This is a genomic window from Pseudomonas sp. A2 (genome assembly GCF_023100865.1).
GTDB classification, from domain to species: Bacteria; Pseudomonadota; Gammaproteobacteria; order Pseudomonadales; family Pseudomonadaceae; genus Aquipseudomonas; species Aquipseudomonas asiatica.
On the sequence record NZ_CP039127.1, the window covers coordinates 580,001 to 597,925 of the forward strand.

Below are 17,925 nucleotides of genomic sequence, written 5' to 3' on the forward strand. Positions count from 1 at the left end.
CTAAGGCGAGGCTGAAAAGCGTAGTCGATGGAAAACAGGTTAATATTCCTGTACTTCCAGTTATTGCGATGGAGGGACGGAGAAGGTTAGGCCAGCCTGGCGTTGGTTGTCCAGGTTTAAGGTGGTAGGCTGAAATCTTAGGCAAATCCGGGATTTCAAGGCCGAGAGCTGATGACGAGTTGCCTCTAGGCGACGAAGTGGTTGATACCATGCTTCCAAGAAAAGCTCCTAAGCTTCAGATAACTGGGAACCGTACCCCAAACCGACACAGGTGGTTAGGTAGAGAATACCAAGGCGCTTGAGAGAACTCGGGTGAAGGAACTAGGCAAAATGGCACCGTAACTTCGGGAGAAGGTGCGCCGGCGAGGGTGAAGGACTTGCTCCGTAAGCCCATGCCGGTCGAAGATACCAGGCCGCTGCGACTGTTTATTAAAAACACAGCACTCTGCAAACACGAAAGTGGACGTATAGGGTGTGACGCCTGCCCGGTGCCGGAAGGTTAATTGATGGGGTTAGCGCAAGCGAAGCTCTTGATCGAAGCCCCGGTAAACGGCGGCCGTAACTATAACGGTCCTAAGGTAGCGAAATTCCTTGTCGGGTAAGTTCCGACCTGCACGAATGGCGTAACGATGGCGGCGCTGTCTCCACCCGAGACTCAGTGAAATTGAAATCGCTGTGAAGATGCAGTGTATCCGCGGCTAGACGGAAAGACCCCGTGAACCTTTACTATAGCTTTGCACTGGACTTTGAATTTGCTTGTGTAGGATAGGTGGGAGGCTTTGAAGTGGGGACGCCAGTTCTCATGGAGCCATCCTTGAAATACCACCCTGGCAACTTTGAGGTTCTAACTCAGGTCCGTTATCCGGATCGAGGACAGTGTATGGTGGGTAGTTTGACTGGGGCGGTCTCCTCCCAAAGAGTAACGGAGGAGTACGAAGGTGCGCTCAGACCGGTCGGAAATCGGTCGTAGAGTATAAAGGCAAAAGCGCGCTTGACTGCGAGACAAACACGTCGAGCAGGTACGAAAGTAGGTCTTAGTGATCCGGTGGTTCTGTATGGAAGGGCCATCGCTCAACGGATAAAAGGTACTCCGGGGATAACAGGCTGATACCGCCCAAGAGTTCATATCGACGGCGGTGTTTGGCACCTCGATGTCGGCTCATCACATCCTGGGGCTGAAGCCGGTCCCAAGGGTATGGCTGTTCGCCATTTAAAGTGGTACGCGAGCTGGGTTTAGAACGTCGTGAGACAGTTCGGTCCCTATCTGCCGTGGACGTTTGAGATTTGAGAGGGGCTGCTCCTAGTACGAGAGGACCGGAGTGGACGAACCTCTGGTGTTCCGGTTGTCACGCCAGTGGCATTGCCGGGTAGCTATGTTCGGAAGAGATAACCGCTGAAAGCATCTAAGCGGGAAACTTGCCTCAAGATGAGATCTCACTGGGATCTTGAATCCCCTGAAGGGCCGTCGAAGACTACGACGTTGATAGGTTGGGTGTGTAAGCGCTGTGAGGCGTTGAGCTAACCAATACTAATTGCCCGTGAGGCTTGACCATATAACACCCAAGCAATTTGCTAGCGCAGATTGCGGTGGTGAAGACGAAACAACCGAAAGTTCGCAACATCACAAATATCGCATATCCGAATTCGCTGGGCTGTCCATCTGGACATTCTGGCAACAGAATTTCTTGACGACCATAGAGCATTGGAACCACCTGATCCCATCCCGAACTCAGCAGTGAAACGATGCATCGCCGATGGTAGTGTGGGGTTTCCCCATGTGAGAGTAGGTCATCGTCAAGATTCATTTCGCAAAACCCCTATCTGCACATGCAGGTAGGGGTTTTGTCTTTGTGGTGCAAAAACTCCCGGGCATACGCAGCCCCTGTGGGAGCGGGCGTTCGCTGCCGCCGGCAGCCCTTTTCCTATGCAAGCCAACAGCCCATAGCTATCATGCCTGCCTTATTCCAAGTCGAGACTGGCATGCTGAAGTTGTTGAATCTCCTCAAGGATGGTCGGTTCCATTCCGGAGAAGCTCTGGGGTCGGCCCTCGGGGTAAGTCGCAGCGCCGTTTGGAAGCAGCTGCAGCACCTGGAGAGCGAACTGAACCTCACCATTCACAAGGTTCGTGGGCGCGGCTATCAGCTGGCGGCGCCACTGGCTTTGCTCGATGCACAAGCGATTGCCGGGTTTGCCGACGGCGAGCAGTGGCCCGTTTTCATCCACGAAACCATCGACTCGACCAATGCCGAAGGCTTGCGGCTCGCCGGGGAAGGGCAGATCGCTCCATTCCTGGTCCTGGCCGAGCGCCAGAGCGCCGGCCGTGGTCGGCGCGGTCGGCAGTGGGTCAGCCCGTTTGCCGAAAACCTCTATTACAGCCTGGTTCTCCGCGTGGATGGTGGCATGCGCCAGCTCGAGGGCTTGAGCCTGGTGGTTGGATTGGCGGTAATGCGTACCCTGCAGGCTTTTGGCGTAAAGGATGTGGGCCTCAAATGGCCCAACGATGTCCTCGTTCGCGGGCAAAAGATCACCGGTATCCTCCTGGAGTTAGTGGGCGACCCGGCAGATGTTTGTCACGTGGTACTAGGTATTGGCATCAATGTGAACATGCAGACCAACGATCAGGTCGACCAGATGTGGACCTCGATGCGTCGCGAAATAGGTGCGGCAATAGACCGTAACCGGCTGGTAGCGTTGCTCAGTCAGCAGTTGCAGCACGAATTGGCACGGCATCGTCGCTATGGGTTTGCCGCATTCCAGGAAGAATGGGAGCAGGCGCACCTCTGGCAGGGGCGCAAGGTTTCTCTGGTTGCCGGTAGCACGCGTATTGATGGCGTGGTTCTTGGCGTCGATGGGCAGGGCGGTTTACGCCTTGAGGTGGACGGGGTGGAGAAGAGCTTCAGTGGTGGTGAGCTCAGTTTGAGGTTGCGTGATGATTCTTGAGCTCGATTGCGGTAACAGCTTCATCAAGTGGCGGGTAATCCATGTCGCTGATGCAGTGATTGAAAGCGGCGGTATCGTCGACTCCGATCAGGCGCTGGTGGCCGAAGTGGCTGCACTGGCTTCGGTGCGTCTCAGCGGTTGCCGCATTGTCAGTGTGCGCAGTGAGGAAGAAACAGATGCGCTTTGCGCGCTGATTGCCCAGGCGTTTGCCGTGCAAGCTCGGGTGGCGCACCCGGCCCGGGAAATGGCGGGTGTGCGCAATGGCTATGACGACTACCAGCGCCTGGGCATGGACCGTTGGTTGGCGGTGCTGGGAGCCTTTCACTTGGTCAGGGGTGCCTGCCTGGTCATTGATCTGGGGACCGCTGCAAAAGCGGATTTCGTTGCGGCGGATGGCGAGCATCTGGGTGGCTACATCTGCCCGGGGATGCCATTGATGCGTAGCCAGTTGCGTACGCACACCCGGCGTATCCGTTATGACGATGCCTCCGCAGAGCGGGCGTTGGCCAGTCTGGAGCCGGGCCGTTCGACGGTCGAGGCGGTCGAGCGCGGTTGCGTGTTGATGCTTCAGGGTTTTGCGCGTACCCAGCTCGAACAGGCGCGTGCGTTGTGGGGGCAGGATTTCACAGTGTTTCTCACAGGAGGTGATGCGCCGCTGGTAAGGGAGGCCGTCCCCCAGGCGCGTGTCGTGCCTGACCTGGTTTTCGTAGGCCTGGCCATGGCCTGCCCATTGGATTGAGGTGCCTATGCGTTGGTTGTTTCTGCTGTTACTGGTGCTTAACGTCTTCTATTACGTGTGGCACCAGCAGGAAGCCCCGCTGAAGGTCAAGGAAGTCGCGCCCTTGTCGCTGTACAAGGGCAATCAGCAAGAAATCCGCCTGTTGCGCGAAACAGGGGTGTCGGCGCCGCCCAAGCGCCGGGATGAGTGCCTGGTGGTCGGTGGTGTGATGGGGCAGGGTCAGCTCGATGCGCTGCGTCAGCGCCTGGTGACCTTGGATATTTCCACGCTGCCGGTGGTGGGGCAGCTGCCAGGGGCGGACGGTCGTTGGCTCAAGGTTGCCCCGGAAAGCGAGCGTTTGCTGGACCAAACCGTTCTTGCAACTCTTTCCAACGATTTCAAAGACTTAAAACACAAAATTATTTTCTGCCAGGGTATTGCAACTGGCGAATAGCTTGATAGAATGGCGCCCGCTTCACAGGGAACACCACTCAGGTGGCAGAACTGGAAGCAGTGTCAAAGTAGCTAAGTTTCAGATTTGATTGAAAAAATTTGAAAAAAAGCTTGACACTAGGACGGCAGACAAATAGAATGCCGGCCACATCTGGAGGGATTCCCGAGCGGTCAAAGGGGACGGACTGTAAATCCGTTGCGAGAGCTTCGAAGGTTCGAATCCTTCTCCCTCCACCAGTTTTAGCGAGAGCCGCAAGCTCCGCGGGTATAGTTTAGTGGTAGAACCTCAGCCTTCCAAGCTGATGATGCGGGTTCGATTCCCGCTACCCGCTCCAAGTTTGCTGGATTTTGCACAAAGTGTTTCGCTCTTGTAGCTCAGTTGGTAGAGCACACCCTTGGTAAGGGTGAGGTCAGCGGTTCAAGTCCGCTCAAGAGCTCCATATAAACAAGGCAGATATGAAAATATCTGCCTTTGTTTTATCAGCGCAAGACTATTTCTTCTGCGGAGGATTGTATCGATGGCTAAGGAAAAGTTTGATCGTTCCCTTCCCCACGTTAACGTCGGCACTATCGGCCACGTTGACCACGGTAAGACCACTCTGACCGCGGCTCTGACTCGCGTCTGCTCCGAAGTTTTCGGTTCGGCAGTCGTTGAGTTCGACAAGATCGACTCGGCTCCGGAAGAAAAAGCGCGCGGTATCACCATCAACACCGCTCACGTCGAGTACAACTCGAACATTCGTCACTACGCTCACGTTGACTGCCCAGGTCACGCTGACTACGTGAAGAACATGATCACCGGTGCTGCCCAGATGGACGGCGCGATCCTGGTTTGCTCGGCCGCCGATGGTCCGATGCCACAAACCCGTGAGCACATCCTGCTGTCCCGTCAGGTAGGCGTTCCTTACATCGTGGTCTTCCTGAACAAGGCTGACCTGGTAGACGACGCCGAGCTGCTGGAACTGGTCGAGATGGAAGTTCGCGACCTGCTGTCCACCTACGACTTCCCAGGCGACGACACTCCGATCATCATCGGTTCGGCTCGTATGGCCCTGGAAGGCAAAGACGACAACGAAATGGGTACTACCGCTGTCAAGAAGCTGGTAGAAACTCTGGATGCCTACATCCCTGAGCCAGTTCGTGCCGTTGACCAGCCGTTCCTGATGCCGATCGAAGACGTATTCTCGATCTCGGGTCGTGGTACCGTTGTTACCGGTCGTATCGAGCGTGGTATCGTCCGCGTTCAGGATCCGCTGGAAATCGTTGGTCTGCGTGAAACTTCGACCACCACCTGCACCGGTGTCGAAATGTTCCGCAAGCTGCTGGACGAAGGCCGTGCTGGCGAGAACTGCGGCGTTCTGCTGCGTGGTACCAAGCGTGACGACGTTGAGCGTGGCCAGGTTCTGGTCAAGCCAGGTTCGGTCAAGCCGCACACCAAGTTCACCGCAGAAGTCTACGTTCTGTCGAAGGAAGAAGGCGGCCGTCACACTCCGTTCTTCAAAGGCTACCGTCCTCAGTTCTACTTCCGTACCACTGACGTGACCGGTAACTGCGAACTGCCGGAAGGCGTTGAAATGGTAATGCCAGGTGACAACATTCAGATGACTGTCACGCTGATCAAGACCATCGCAATGGAAGACGGTCTGCGCTTCGCTATCCGTGAAGGCGGTCGTACCGTCGGCGCCGGCGTCGTAGCAAAAATTATTGAATAAGTAGTTGATTTACTTGATCAGGCCGGTATAATGGCCGGCCTGATACAGCGTTACAGGTCAGTAGCTCAATTGGCAGAGCGACGGTCTCCAAAACCGTAGGTTGGGGGTTCGATTCCCTCCTGACCTGCCATTTCACCTCGGTGTGATGGCTTTCTTCTCACAGGATCCTCCTCGATGACTCCCAAAACTGAAGCCCAAGAATCGCGTTTTGATCTGTTCAAGTGGCTGGCTGTAGTGGCTTTGGTGGTTGTTGGTGTAGTGGGTAACCAGTATTACTCCGCCTCCCCGATTCTGTATCGCGTCCTTGTACTTCTCGTCCTGGCTGCTGTCGCGGGCTTTGTAGCTCTGCAGACTGCGAAGGGCAAGTCGTTCTTTGCGCTGGCGAAGGAAGCTCGTACCGAGATTCGTAAAGTCGTGTGGCCGACCCGCCAGGAAACCACCCAGACCACGCTGATTGTCGTGGCTGTCGTGCTGGTTATGGCACTGCTGTTGTGGGGTCTTGATTCCCTGCTCGGCTGGGCGGTCTCCTTGATCGTTGGCTAAAGGTGTCCCGTGGCTAAGCGTTGGTATGTTGTGCATGCTTACTCGGGTTACGAGAAGCATGTAATGCGCTCCCTGATCGAGCGCGTCAAGCTGGCTGGCATGGAAGACGGTTTCGGCGAGATCCTGGTCCCGACCGAAGAAGTCGTCGAAATGCGCAACGGCCAGAAGCGCAAGAGTGAGCGTAAATTCTTCCCTGGCTATGTACTGGTCCAGATGGAGATGAACGAAGGGACTTGGCACTTGGTCAAGGATACCCCTCGTGTGATGGGCTTTATTGGTGGCACCGCAGACAAGCCTGCGCCGATCACCGATAAAGAAGCGGAGGCTATCCTGCGTCGCGTTGCCGACGGTAGCGACAAGCCGAAGCCCAAGACGCTGTTCGAGCCGGGTGAAGTGGTTCGAGTCATTGACGGTCCGTTCGCTGACTTCAATGGTAGTGTCGAAGAGGTTAACTACGAAAAGAGTCGCCTGCAGGTGGCGGTGCTCATTTTCGGTCGCTCTACTCCGGTGGAGCTCGAGTTCAGCCAGGTCGAAAAGGTCTAGGCGGACGAAGCATCCCATACCCCGCAGCCCTGTGTGCTGCGGGGTTTTGTCGTCACTGGGATAAAACGCAAGTCATCCGGGGAGCCAACAGGCGTTCGTACCCGATTTTGGAGTAGCTCATGGCTAAGAAGATTCAGGCTTACATCAAGCTGCAAGTTAAGGCCGGCCAGGCCAACCCAAGCCCACCCGTTGGTCCAGCACTGGGTCAACACGGTGTGAACATCATGGAATTCTGTAAGGCCTTCAACGCCCGTACCCAGGGTCAAGAAGCCGGCCTGCCGACTCCTGTGATCATCACTGTCTACAGCGACCGTAGCTTCACCTTCGAGACCAAGAGCACCCCTGCCTCGGTTCTGCTGAAGAAAGCTGCTGGCCTGACCAGTGGTTCGGCTCGCCCGAACACCGTTAAAGTCGGTACCGTTACCCGTGCTCAGCTGGAAGACATCGCCAAAGCTAAACAGGCTGATCTGACTGCCGCTGACCTGGACGCTGCTGTACGCACCATCGCTGGCTCTGCCCGCAGCATGGGCCTGAACGTGGAGGGTGTGTAATGGCTAAGCTGACCAAACGCCAAAAGGCAATCGCCGAGAAAATCGAAGCAGGCAAGGCCTACAACTTCGAAGAAGCGGCCACTCTGCTGGCTTCGCTGCCGGCTGCCAAGTTCGTAGAGTCCTACGACATCGCCGTTAACCTTGGTGTTGACCCGCGTAAATCCGACCAGGTCGTACGTAGCGCTACCGTGCTGCCACACGGCACTGGCAAGACCGTTCGCGTTGCTGTCTTCACCCAGGGTCCAGCTGCTGAAGCCGCTCTGGCTGCCGGCGCTGACCGCGTAGGTATGGACGATCTGGCTGCCGAAATGAAAGGCGGCGACCTGAACTATGACGTCGTCATCGCATCGCCTGATGCCATGCGCGTTGTAGGTCAACTGGGTCAGGTTCTGGGTCCTCGCGGCCTGATGCCTAACCCGAAAGTTGGTACCGTGACCCCAGACGTAGCCGGCGCCGTCAAGAACGCCAAGGCTGGTCAGGTTCGCTACCGTACCGACAAGAACGGTATCATCCACACCTCCGTTGGCAAGGTCGGCTTCGAAGCTGGCAAGCTGAAGGAAAACGTTGAAGCCCTGATCGCTGATCTGAAGCGTATCAAGCCAGCTTCCTCGAAAGGTATCTACGTCAAGCGCGTTACCCTGAGCACCACCATGGGCCCAGGTCTGGTCATCGATCAGAGCTCGCTGAACGTGTAAGAACATGGTGGCGCGACCTGTCGCGCCACCAGCAAAAATTGGGGTCCCTGCCTGGCGGGGGCTATCCAAGACCGTAGGCGGCGCAAGCCTTAAAATACCAGCCCACGCAGATGGTGCTCCCGATTCGTTACCGAATCAGACACCAAAACGACATCCGGCTTCGGCCAGATGAAACGGTAAAAACCAGGAGTAAACCCGTGGCAATTAAACTCGAAGACAAGAAGGCCATCGTCGCTGAAGTCAACGAGGCTGCCAAAGTCGCTCTGTCCGCTGTCGTGGCTGATGCCCGTGGTGTGACTGTAGGCGCAATGACCGGACTCCGTAAAGAGGCCCGCGAAGCTGGCGTATACGTACGTGTCGTACGTAACACCCTGCTGAAGCGCGCTGTTGAAGGCACCGAATTCTCGATCCTCAACGACGCGTTCAAAGGCCCGACCCTGATTGCTTTCTCCAACGAACACCCGGGCGCTGCTGCTCGTCTGTTCAAAGAGTTCGCCAAGGGTCAGGACAAGTTCGAGATCAAGGCAGCTGCGTTCGACGGCAAGTTCCTTGCCGCTAACCAGATCGACGTGCTGGCAACCCTGCCAACTCGCGACGAGGCTATCGCACAGCTGATGAGCGTAATCCAAGGTGCAACCAGCAAGCTGGCTCGTACCCTGGCAGCTCTGCGCGACCAGAAAGAAGCTGCTGCTGCCTAAGGCACGCGCAACTCTTTCAAAATCATACGTTTAATTTGATGGCTGCGTAGGCTGTCACCCCAATACAGGATTTAAGTCATGTCTCTGACTAACGAACAAATCATCGAAGCGATCGGCCAGAAAACTGTTCTGGAAATTGTTGAACTGATCAAAGCGATGGAAGAAACCTTCGGCGTTACCGCTGCTGCCGCTGTTGCTGCTGGCCCAGCTGCTGGCGCTGCTGCCGCTGTTGAAGAGCAGACCGAGTTCAACGTCGTTCTGACCGAAGCTGGCGACAAGAAAGTAAACGTGATCAAGGCCGTTCGTGAACTGACCGGTCTGGGCCTGAAAGAAGCCAAAGAGAAAGTCGACGGCGCTCCTCAGGTTATCGCTGAAGGCGTTTCGAAAGAAGCCGCTGAAGACGCGAAGAAGAAGCTGGAAGAAGCTGGCGCTAAAGTCGAGCTGAAGTAATCTCGACCTTGCGACTCCAGTCCGAGCGTTGAGCGAAGGGCTGATGGCTGGTGGCTTATGCCACCGGCCTTTTTCCGTTATTGGTGGCCGGTCAGGCCGGCCCCGATAACAAGCTGCAAGACACCCATGTGGGTGGCGCAAACCAAGAGGTTTGCACGATTTTCTGGCTGCTCCCGCCGGGAGAAGCCAAACAAGCAGGTGACCAAGCTGGGGAACGCTGATGGCTTACTCATACACTGAGAAAAAACGTATCCGCAAGGACTTTAGCAAGTTGCCGGACGTCATGGATGTGCCTTACCTCCTGGCCATCCAGCTGGATTCGTATCGCGAATTCCTGCAAGCGGGAGCATCCAAGGATCAGTTCCGCGACGTCGGCCTGCACGCGGCCTTCAAATCGGTATTCCCGATCATCAGCTACTCCGGCAATGCTGCCCTGGAGTACGTAGGCTATCGCCTGGGCGAACCCGCCTTCGATGTGAAGGAATGTGTCCTGCGTGGCGTGACCTTCGCGGTCCCACTGCGGGTCAAGGTGCGCCTGATCATCTTCGACAAGGAATCGTCGAACAAAGCGATCAAGGACATCAAAGAGCAAGAAGTCTACATGGGTGAAATCCCCCTGATGACTGAGAACGGTACCTTCGTTATCAACGGTACCGAGCGTGTGATCGTTTCCCAGCTGCACCGTTCGCCTGGTGTGTTCTTCGACCACGACCGTGGCAAGACTCACAGCTCCGGCAAGCTGCTGTACTCCGCTCGCATCATCCCTTACCGCGGCTCCTGGCTGGACTTCGAGTTCGACCCGAAGGACTGCGTGTTCGTGCGTATCGACCGTCGCCGCAAACTGCCGGCCTCGGTGCTGCTGCGTGCCCTGGGTTACAGCACTGAAGAAGTGCTGAACACCTTCTACACCACCAACGTGTTCCACATTTCCGGCGAGAAACTCAGCCTGGAACTGGTACCGCAGCGTCTGCGTGGTGAGGTTGCAGTCATGGATATCCATGACGAAACCGGCAAAGTCATCGTCGAGCAGGGCCGCCGTATTACTGCGCGCCACATCAACCAGCTCGAGAAGGCCGGCGTCAAGCAGCTGGACGTTCCAATGGAATACGTCCTGGGCCGCACTACTGCCAAGGCTATTGTGCATCCGGCTACCGGCGAGATCCTGGCTGAATGCAACACCGAGATGACCACTGAACTGCTGATCAAGGTCGCCAAGGCTCAGGTCGTCCGTATCGAGACCCTGTACACCAACGACATCGATTGCGGTCCGTTCATCTCCGACACCCTGAAGATCGACACCACCAGCAACCAGCTGGAAGCCCTGGTCGAGATCTACCGCATGATGCGTCCTGGCGAGCCGCCAACCAAGGATGCTGCCGAGACCCTGTTCAACAACTTGTTCTTCAGCGCCGAGCGTTACGACCTGTCCGCCGTTGGCCGCATGAAGTTCAACCGTCGTATCGGTCGTACCGAGATCGAAGGTTCGGGCGTGCTGAGCAAGGAAGATATCGTCGAGGTTCTGAAGACCTTGGTCGACATCCGTAACGGCAAAGGCATCGTCGACGACATCGACCACCTGGGTAACCGTCGTGTACGTTGCGTCGGCGAGATGGCCGAGAACCAGTTCCGCGTTGGCCTGGTGCGTGTCGAGCGCGCGGTCAAGGAACGCCTGTCGATGGCGGAAAGCGAAGGCCTGATGCCGCAAGACCTGATCAACGCCAAGCCGGTTGCGGCGGCGGTGAAAGAGTTCTTCGGTTCCAGCCAGCTGTCCCAGTTCATGGACCAGAACAACCCGCTCTCCGAGATCACCCACAAGCGCCGCGTCTCCGCACTCGGCCCAGGCGGTCTGACCCGTGAGCGTGCCGGCTTCGAAGTCCGTGACGTACACCCGACCCACTACGGCCGTGTGTGCCCGATCGAGACCCCAGAAGGTCCGAACATCGGTCTGATCAACTCCCTGGCAGCCTATGCCCGCACCAACCAGTACGGCTTCCTGGAAAGCCCGTACCGCGTGGTGAAGGAAGGCGTGGTCAGCGACGAGATCGTGTTCCTGTCGGCCATTGAAGAAGCGGATCACGTCATCGCCCAGGCTTCGGCCGCGATGAACGAGAAGAAGCAGCTGATCGATGAGCTGGTAGCTGTTCGTCACCTGAACGAATTCACCGTCAAGGCGCCGGAAGACGTCACCCTGATGGACGTTTCGCCGAAGCAGGTTGTTTCCGTCGCTGCGTCGCTGATTCCGTTCCTCGAGCACGACGACGCCAACCGTGCATTGATGGGTTCCAACATGCAGCGTCAGGCTGTACCGACCCTGCGCGCCGACAAGCCGCTGGTAGGTACCGGCATGGAGCGCAACGTTGCCCGTGACTCCGGTGTATGCGTGGTTGCTCGCCGCGGTGGTGTGATCGACTCGGTCGACGCCAGCCGTATCGTTGTTCGCGTTGCCGACGACGAAGTGGAAACCGGCGAAGCAGGTGTGGATATCTACAACCTGACCAAGTACACCCGTTCGAACCAGAACACCTGCATCAACCAGCGTCCGCTGGTGAGCAAGGGTGACAAGGTTCAGCGTGGTGACATCATGGCCGACGGCCCGTCCACCGACATGGGTGAACTGGCACTGGGTCAGAACATGCGCATCGCGTTCATGGCGTGGAACGGCTTCAACTTCGAAGACTCCATCTGCCTGTCCGAGCGTGTGGTTCAGGAAGACCGCTTCACCACCATCCACATCCAGGAACTGACCTGTGTGGCGCGTGACACCAAGCTTGGCCCAGAGGAAATCACTGCGGACATCCCGAACGTGGGTGAAGCCGCGCTGAACAAGCTGGACGAAGCCGGTATCGTCTACGTGGGTGCCGAAGTCGGCGCTGGCGACATCCTGGTCGGCAAGGTAACGCCAAAAGGCGAAACCCAGCTGACTCCGGAAGAAAAACTGCTGCGCGCAATCTTCGGTGAGAAGGCCAGCGACGTTAAGGACACCTCCCTGCGCGTGCCAACCGGCACCAAGGGTACCGTCATCGACGTACAGGTCTTCACCCGTGATGGCGTCGAGCGCGACAGCCGCGCTCTGGCCATCGAGAAGATGCAGCTGGACGAGATCCGCAAGGACCTCAACGAAGAGTTCCGCATCGTCGAAGGTGCAACCTTCGAGCGTCTGCGTTCTGCTCTGAACGGCCAGGTGGTCGACGGTGGCGCGGGCCTGAAGAAAGGCACCGTGATCACTGACGAAGTGCTGGATGGTCTGGAGCACGGGCAGTGGTTCAAACTGCGCATGGCCGAAGATGCACTGAACGAGCAGCTGGAAAAGGCTCAGCAGTACATCGTCGATCGTCGCCGTCTGCTGGACGACAAGTTCGAAGACAAGAAGCGCAAGCTGCAGCAGGGTGATGACCTGGCACCGGGCGTACTGAAGATCGTCAAGGTTTACCTGGCAATCCGCCGTCGCATCCAGCCGGGTGACAAGATGGCCGGTCGTCACGGTAACAAGGGTGTCGTCTCGGTAATCATGCCGGTCGAAGACATGCCGCACGACGCCAACGGTACTCCGGTCGATGTCGTACTGAACCCGCTGGGTGTACCTTCGCGTATGAACGTCGGTCAGATCCTCGAAACCCACCTGGGCCTGGCGGCCAAAGGTCTGGGCGAGAAGATCGACCGCATGATCGAAGAGCAGCGCAAGGCCGCTGAACTGCGCGTGTTCCTGACCGAGGTCTACAACGAGATCGGCGGTCGTCAGGAAAACCTGGACGAGTTCACCGACGAAGAGATCCTGGCCCTGGCCCACAACCTGAAGAAGGGCGTGCCAATGGCTACCCCGGTCTTCGACGGTGCCAAGGAGCGCGAGATCAAGGCCATGCTGAAGCTGGCCGACCTGCCAGAGAGCGGCCAGATGGTGCTGTTCGATGGCCGTACCGGCAACAAGTTCGAGCGTCCTGTGACCGTTGGTTACATGTACATGCTCAAGCTGAACCACTTGGTGGACGACAAGATGCACGCGCGTTCCACTGGTTCCTACAGCCTGGTTACCCAGCAGCCGCTGGGTGGTAAGGCGCAGTTCGGTGGTCAGCGTTTCGGGGAGATGGAAGTGTGGGCGCTGGAAGCATACGGCGCGGCATACACCCTGCAAGAAATGCTCACAGTGAAGTCGGACGACGTGAACGGCCGTACCAAGATGTACAAGAACATCGTGGATGGCGATCACCGTATGGAGCCGGGCATGCCCGAGTCCTTCAACGTGTTGATCAAAGAGATCCGTTCGCTCGGTATCGATATCGATCTGGAAACCGAATAACACGTGACGCGAAGGGGAGTGGGGCAGGTAATGCCCGCTCCCTGCTCCGCCAGGAGGAAAGGCCTTGAAAGACCTACTGAATTTGCTGAAAAACCAGGGTCAAGTCGAAGAGTTCGACGCCATCCGCATCGGTCTGGCGTCGCCTGAAATGATCCGTTCGTGGTCGTTCGGTGAAGTTAAGAAGCCGGAAACCATCAACTACCGTACGTTCAAGCCTGAGCGTGACGGCCTGTTCTGCGCCAAGATCTTTGGCCCAGTCAAGGACTACGAGTGCCTGTGCGGCAAGTACAAGCGCCTCAAGCACCGCGGCGTGATCTGCGAGAAGTGCGGCGTTGAAGTTGCCCTGGCAAAAGTTCGTCGTGAGCGCATGGCGCACATCGAACTGGCCTCGCCGGTTGCCCACATCTGGTTCCTGAAGTCGCTGCCGTCCCGTATCGGCCTGCTGATGGACATGACCCTGCGTGACATCGAGCGCGTGCTCTACTTCGAGAGCTACGTCGTTATCGACCCGGGCATGACCACCCTGGAAAAAGGCCAGCTGCTGAACGACGAGCAGTACTTCGAAGCGCTGGAAGAGTTCGGAGATGACTTCGACGCCCGCATGGGTGCCGAGGCTGTCCGCGAACTGCTGCACGCTATCGACCTGGAACACGAGATCGGCCGCCTGCGCGAAGAGATTCCGCAGACCAACTCGGAAACCAAGATCAAGAAGCTGTCCAAGCGCCTGAAGCTGATGGAAGCGTTCCAGGGTTCGGGCAACCTGCCTGAGTGGATGGTCCTGACCGTCCTGCCAGTGCTGCCGCCGGACCTGCGTCCGCTGGTACCGCTGGATGGCGGCCGCTTCGCGACCTCCGACCTGAACGACCTGTATCGTCGGGTGATCAACCGTAACAATCGTCTGAAGCGCCTGCTGGATCTGTCGGCGCCGGACATCATCGTGCGCAACGAAAAGCGCATGCTGCAGGAGGCGGTCGACGCCCTGCTGGACAACGGCCGTCGCGGTCGCGCCATCACTGGCTCGAACAAGCGTCCGCTGAAGTCCCTGGCCGACATGATCAAAGGTAAGCAAGGTCGCTTCCGTCAGAACCTGCTCGGTAAGCGTGTGGACTACTCCGGCCGTTCGGTAATTACCGTAGGCCCGACCCTGCGTCTGCACCAGTGCGGTCTGCCGAAAAAGATGGCTCTCGAGCTGTTCAAGCCGTTCATTTTCGGCAAGCTGGAAATGCGTGGTCTGGCGACCACCATCAAGGCTGCCAAGAAGATGGTCGAGCGCGAGCTGCCAGAGGTTTGGGACGTGCTCGCCGAGGTGATCCGCGAACACCCCGTGCTGCTCAACCGTGCACCGACCCTGCACCGTCTGGGTATCCAGGCATTTGAACCGGTTCTGATCGAAGGTAAGGCTATCCAGCTGCACCCGCTGGTCTGTGCCGCGTACAACGCCGACTTCGACGGTGACCAGATGGCCGTTCACGTGCCGCTGACCCTGGAAGCCCAGCTCGAAGCGCGCGCGCTGATGATGTCGACCAACAACATCCTGTCGCCAGCCAACGGTGAGCCAATCATCGTTCCGTCGCAGGACGTGGTACTGGGTCTGTACTACATGACCCGTGAGGCCATCAACGCCAAGGGCGAAGGTCGCGTGTTCGCCGACCTGCAGGAAGTCGACCGCGTATTCCGCGCCGGCGAGGCTGCCCTGCACGCGAAAATCAAGGTTCGTATCAACGAAACCGTGAAAGAGCGTGACGGTTCCGTGGTCAAGAACACCCGCATCGTCGACACCACCGTCGGCCGTGCGCTGCTGTTCCAGGTTGTACCGGCAGGCCTTCCGTACGACGTGGTCAACCAGCCGATGAAGAAGAAGGCGATCTCCAAGCTGATCAACCAGTGCTACCGCGTGGTTGGTCTGAAAGAGACCGTAATCTTCGCTGACCAGCTGATGTACACCGGTTTCGCGTACTCGACCATTTCCGGCGTTTCGATCGGTGTTAACGACTTCGTTATCCCGGACGAGAAAGCTCGCATCATCGGTACCGCTACCGACGAAGTGAAGGAAATCGAGAGCCAGTACGCCTCCGGCCTGGTAACCCAGGGCGAGAAGTACAACAAGGTCATCGACTTGTGGTCGAAGGCGAACGACGAAGTGTCCAAGGCGATGATGGCCAACCTCTCGAAAGAGAAGGTCATCGATCGCGAAGGCAAGGAAGTCGAGCAAGAGTCCTTCAACTCGATGTACATGATGGCTGACTCCGGTGCGCGGGGTTCCGCAGCCCAGATCCGTCAGCTGGCCGGTATGCGTGGCCTGATGGCCAAGCCGGACGGCTCCATCATCGAGACGCCGATCACTGCGAACTTCCGTGAAGGTCTGAGCGTTCTGCAGTACTTCATTTCGACCCACGGTGCTCGTAAGGGTCTGGCGGATACCGCACTGAAGACTGCGAACTCCGGTTACCTGACTCGTCGTCTGGTAGACGTTGCCCAGGATCTGGTGGTTACCGAGATCGACTGCGGCACCGACCAGGGCCTGCTGATGACCCCGCACATCGAAGGCGGCGACGTTGTAGAGCCGCTGGGTGAGCGTGTACTGGGTCGTGTCATCGCCCGTGACGTGTTCAAGCCAGGCACCGAGGACGTCATCGTTCCGGCCGGTACCCTGGTCGACGAGAAGTGGGTCGAGTTCATCGAGCTGAACAGCATCGACGAAGTGGTCGTGCGTTCGCCGATCAACTGCGAAACCCGCTACGGCATCTGCGCCAAGTGCTACGGTCGTGACCTGGCTCGCGGTCACCAGGTGAACATCGGTGAAGCTGTCGGCGTTATCGCTGCCCAGTCGATCGGTGAGCCGGGTACCCAGCTGACCATGCGTACGTTCCACATCGGTGGTGCTGCGAGCCGTACCTCGGCTGCCGACAGCGTCCAGGTGAAGAACGGCGGTATGGTGCGTCTGCACAACCTGAAGCAGGTAGAGCGTGCTGATGGCAACCTTGTTGCCGTATCGCGTTCGGGCGAGTTGGCCATTGCCGACGAGTTCGGTCGTGAGCGTGAGCGCTACAAGCTGCCTTACGGTGCGGTGATTTCGGTCAAGGAAGGTGACAAGGTCGAAGCTGGCGCCATCGTCGCCAAGTGGGACCCGCACACCCACCCGATCGTTACCGAACTGAAAGGTACCGTGACCTTCGTGGGCATGGAAGAAGGCATCACGATCAAGCGTCAGACCGACGAATTGACCGGTTTGACCAACATTGAAGTTCTGGACGTCAAGGATCGCCCTGCCGCTGGTAAGGAAATCCGTCCGGCGATCAAGATGGTCGACGCTTCTGGCAAGGACCTGTACCTGCCAGGTACCGACGTACCTGCCCAGTACTTCCTGCCGGCCAACGCCCTCGTCGGTGTGGCTGACGGTGCCCAGATCGGTGTTGGTGACGTTATCGCGCGTATCCCGCAGGAAACGTCGAAGACCCGTGACATCACCGGTGGTCTGCCGCGCGTTGCCGACCTGTTCGAAGCACGCCGTCCGAAAGAAGCCTCGATTCTGGCTGAAGTCAGCGGCACCATCGCGTTCGGTAAGGAGACCAAGGGCAAGCGTCGTCTGGTCATCACCCCGACCGACGGTAGCGATCCGTACGAAGAGCTGATTCCGAAGTGGCGCCACCTGAACGTCTTCGAAGGCGAACAGGTAAACCGCGGCGAAGTTATCTCCGACGGCCCGAGCGATCCGCACGACATCCTGCGTCTGCTGGGTGTGAGCGCGCTGGCGAAGTACATCGTCAACGAGATCCAGGACGTTTACCGTCTGCAAGGCGTTAAGATCAACGACAAGCACATCGAGACCATCCTGCGTCAGATGCTGCGCAAGGTCGAGATCTCCGAGTCGGGCGATTCCAGCTTCATCAAGGGCGACCAGATGGAACTGACCCAGGTACTGGTAGAGAACGAGCGTCTCGCCGCCGAGGACAAGTTCGTCTCCAAGTTCACCCGCGTGCTGCTGGGTATCACCAAGGCGTCGCTGTCGACCGAGTCGTTCATCTCCGCGGCTTCCTTCCAGGAAACCACCCGCGTACTGACCGAAGCGGCGGTAACCGGCAAGCGCGACTACCTGCGCGGCCTGAAAGAGAACGTGGTCGTGGGTCGTCTGATCCCGGCCGGTACTGGTCTGGCCTACCACAGCGAGCGCAAGCGTCGCCGTGATGCCGACAAACCGCTGCGTGTGAGCGCCAGTGAGGTGGAAGCCGCACTGACCGAAGCGCTGAATTCCAGCGGTAACTAAGTACAGGGCAGGGCCCCGGCAAGCCCCGAACGGTCATCGACGACATGAAATGTTGCCGATGATC

12 protein-coding genes, 4 tRNA genes and 2 rRNA genes (1 of these 18 running past the window's edge) are annotated in these 17,925 nt (G+C 57.8%); all 18 read left to right on the forward strand.

The genetic code is table 11. The features are described from left to right. Positions 1–1,553: ribosomal RNA gene (locus E5221_RS02675) — 23S ribosomal RNA — on the forward strand; it begins 1,339 nt to the left of the window's first position. Between the two features lie 131 nt (positions 1,554–1,684). After that, a 5S ribosomal RNA gene (rrf, locus tag E5221_RS02680) occupies positions 1,685–1,800 on the forward strand. A 180-nt stretch (positions 1,801–1,980) separates the two neighbouring features. Then, complete coding sequence (gene birA, locus E5221_RS02685; RefSeq protein WP_003257078.1) at positions 1,981–2,940, forward strand: bifunctional biotin--[acetyl-CoA-carboxylase] ligase/biotin operon repressor BirA; 960 nt, start codon at positions 1,981–1,983, stop codon at positions 2,938–2,940. After that, on the forward strand, positions 2,930–3,679 hold the full coding sequence (locus E5221_RS02690; protein WP_247846828.1) for a pantothenate kinase: 750 nt from the start codon (positions 2,930–2,932) through the stop codon (positions 3,677–3,679). Before birA ends, E5221_RS02690 begins: the two co-directional genes overlap by 11 nt. Positions 3,680–3,686: 7 nt before the next feature. Continuing rightward, positions 3,687–4,112, forward strand: coding sequence for a hypothetical protein (locus E5221_RS02695; RefSeq protein WP_039614594.1), 426 nt, complete (start codon positions 3,687–3,689; stop codon positions 4,110–4,112). Positions 4,113–4,264: 152 nt separating this feature from the next. Further along, positions 4,265–4,348, forward strand: a tRNA-Tyr gene (locus E5221_RS02700). A 24-nt stretch (positions 4,349–4,372) separates the two neighbouring features. Further along, positions 4,373–4,446, forward strand: a tRNA-Gly gene (locus E5221_RS02705). 29 nt (positions 4,447–4,475) lie between these two features. After that, positions 4,476–4,551, forward strand: a tRNA-Thr gene (locus E5221_RS02710). A gap of 78 nt (positions 4,552–4,629) precedes the next feature. Then, positions 4,630–5,823: an elongation factor Tu gene (gene tuf / locus E5221_RS02715; protein WP_023382632.1), complete on the forward strand. Its 1,194-nt coding sequence runs from the start codon at positions 4,630–4,632 to the stop codon at positions 5,821–5,823. 54 nt (positions 5,824–5,877) lie between these two features. Continuing rightward, positions 5,878–5,953: transfer RNA gene (locus E5221_RS02720), tRNA-Trp, on the forward strand. Positions 5,954–5,997: 44 nt separating this feature from the next. After that, positions 5,998–6,366 carry a preprotein translocase subunit SecE gene (gene secE, locus E5221_RS02725; protein ID WP_003255502.1) on the forward strand — a complete coding sequence of 123 codons (369 nt, stop codon included), beginning with the start codon at positions 5,998–6,000 and terminating at the stop codon, positions 6,364–6,366. 9 nt (positions 6,367–6,375) lie between these two features. Further along, on the forward strand, positions 6,376–6,909 hold the full coding sequence (gene nusG, locus E5221_RS02730; RefSeq protein ID WP_003255501.1) for a transcription termination/antitermination protein NusG: 534 nt from the start codon (positions 6,376–6,378) through the stop codon (positions 6,907–6,909). 119 nt (positions 6,910–7,028) lie between these two features. Beyond that, positions 7,029–7,460 carry a 50S ribosomal protein L11 gene (rplK, locus tag E5221_RS02735; RefSeq protein WP_003255500.1) on the forward strand — a complete coding sequence of 144 codons (432 nt, stop codon included), beginning with the start codon at positions 7,029–7,031 and terminating at the stop codon, positions 7,458–7,460. Further along, positions 7,460–8,155: a 50S ribosomal protein L1 gene (gene rplA, locus E5221_RS02740; protein ID WP_013970629.1), complete on the forward strand. Its 696-nt coding sequence runs from the start codon at positions 7,460–7,462 to the stop codon at positions 8,153–8,155. Before rplK ends, rplA begins: the two co-directional genes overlap by 1 nt. 197 nt (positions 8,156–8,352) lie before the next feature. Next, positions 8,353–8,853: a 50S ribosomal protein L10 gene (gene rplJ / locus E5221_RS02745; RefSeq protein WP_003257082.1), complete on the forward strand. Its 501-nt coding sequence runs from the start codon at positions 8,353–8,355 to the stop codon at positions 8,851–8,853. 78 nt (positions 8,854–8,931) lie between these two features. Further along, positions 8,932–9,303 carry a 50S ribosomal protein L7/L12 gene (rplL, locus tag E5221_RS02750; protein ID WP_013970630.1) on the forward strand — a complete coding sequence of 124 codons (372 nt, stop codon included), beginning with the start codon at positions 8,932–8,934 and terminating at the stop codon, positions 9,301–9,303. A gap of 220 nt (positions 9,304–9,523) precedes the next feature. After that, entirely contained in the window at positions 9,524–13,597 is a 4,074-nt protein-coding gene (rpoB, locus tag E5221_RS02755; protein WP_046617162.1) for a DNA-directed RNA polymerase subunit beta, read from the forward strand. Positions 13,598–13,661: 64 nt separating this feature from the next. After that, positions 13,662–17,861: a DNA-directed RNA polymerase subunit beta' gene (gene rpoC / locus E5221_RS02760; RefSeq protein ID WP_063911036.1), complete on the forward strand. Its 4,200-nt coding sequence runs from the start codon at positions 13,662–13,664 to the stop codon at positions 17,859–17,861. The last annotated feature ends 64 nt before the right edge of the window (positions 17,862–17,925 follow it).

Excerpts from the sequence above, each read along its gene's own strand:
- E5221_RS02695 (WP_039614594.1), top strand. The coding sequence starts at position 3,687 with ATGCGTTGGTTGTTTCTGCTGTTACTGGTGCTTAACGTCTTCTATTAC.
- rplK (WP_003255500.1), top strand. The coding sequence starts at position 7,029 with ATGGCTAAGAAGATTCAGGCTTACATCAAGCTGCAAGTTAAGGCCGGC.
- rpoB (WP_046617162.1), top strand. The coding sequence starts at position 9,524 with ATGGCTTACTCATACACTGAGAAAAAACGTATCCGCAAGGACTTTAGC.
- tuf (WP_023382632.1), top strand. The coding sequence starts at position 4,630 with ATGGCTAAGGAAAAGTTTGATCGTTCCCTTCCCCACGTTAACGTCGGC.
- rplL (WP_013970630.1), top strand. The coding sequence starts at position 8,932 with ATGTCTCTGACTAACGAACAAATCATCGAAGCGATCGGCCAGAAAACT.
- secE (WP_003255502.1), top strand. The coding sequence starts at position 5,998 with ATGACTCCCAAAACTGAAGCCCAAGAATCGCGTTTTGATCTGTTCAAG.
- rplA (WP_013970629.1), top strand. The coding sequence starts at position 7,460 with ATGGCTAAGCTGACCAAACGCCAAAAGGCAATCGCCGAGAAAATCGAA.
- E5221_RS02690 (WP_247846828.1), top strand. The coding sequence starts at position 2,930 with ATGATTCTTGAGCTCGATTGCGGTAACAGCTTCATCAAGTGGCGGGTA.
- birA (WP_003257078.1), top strand. The coding sequence starts at position 1,981 with ATGCTGAAGTTGTTGAATCTCCTCAAGGATGGTCGGTTCCATTCCGGA.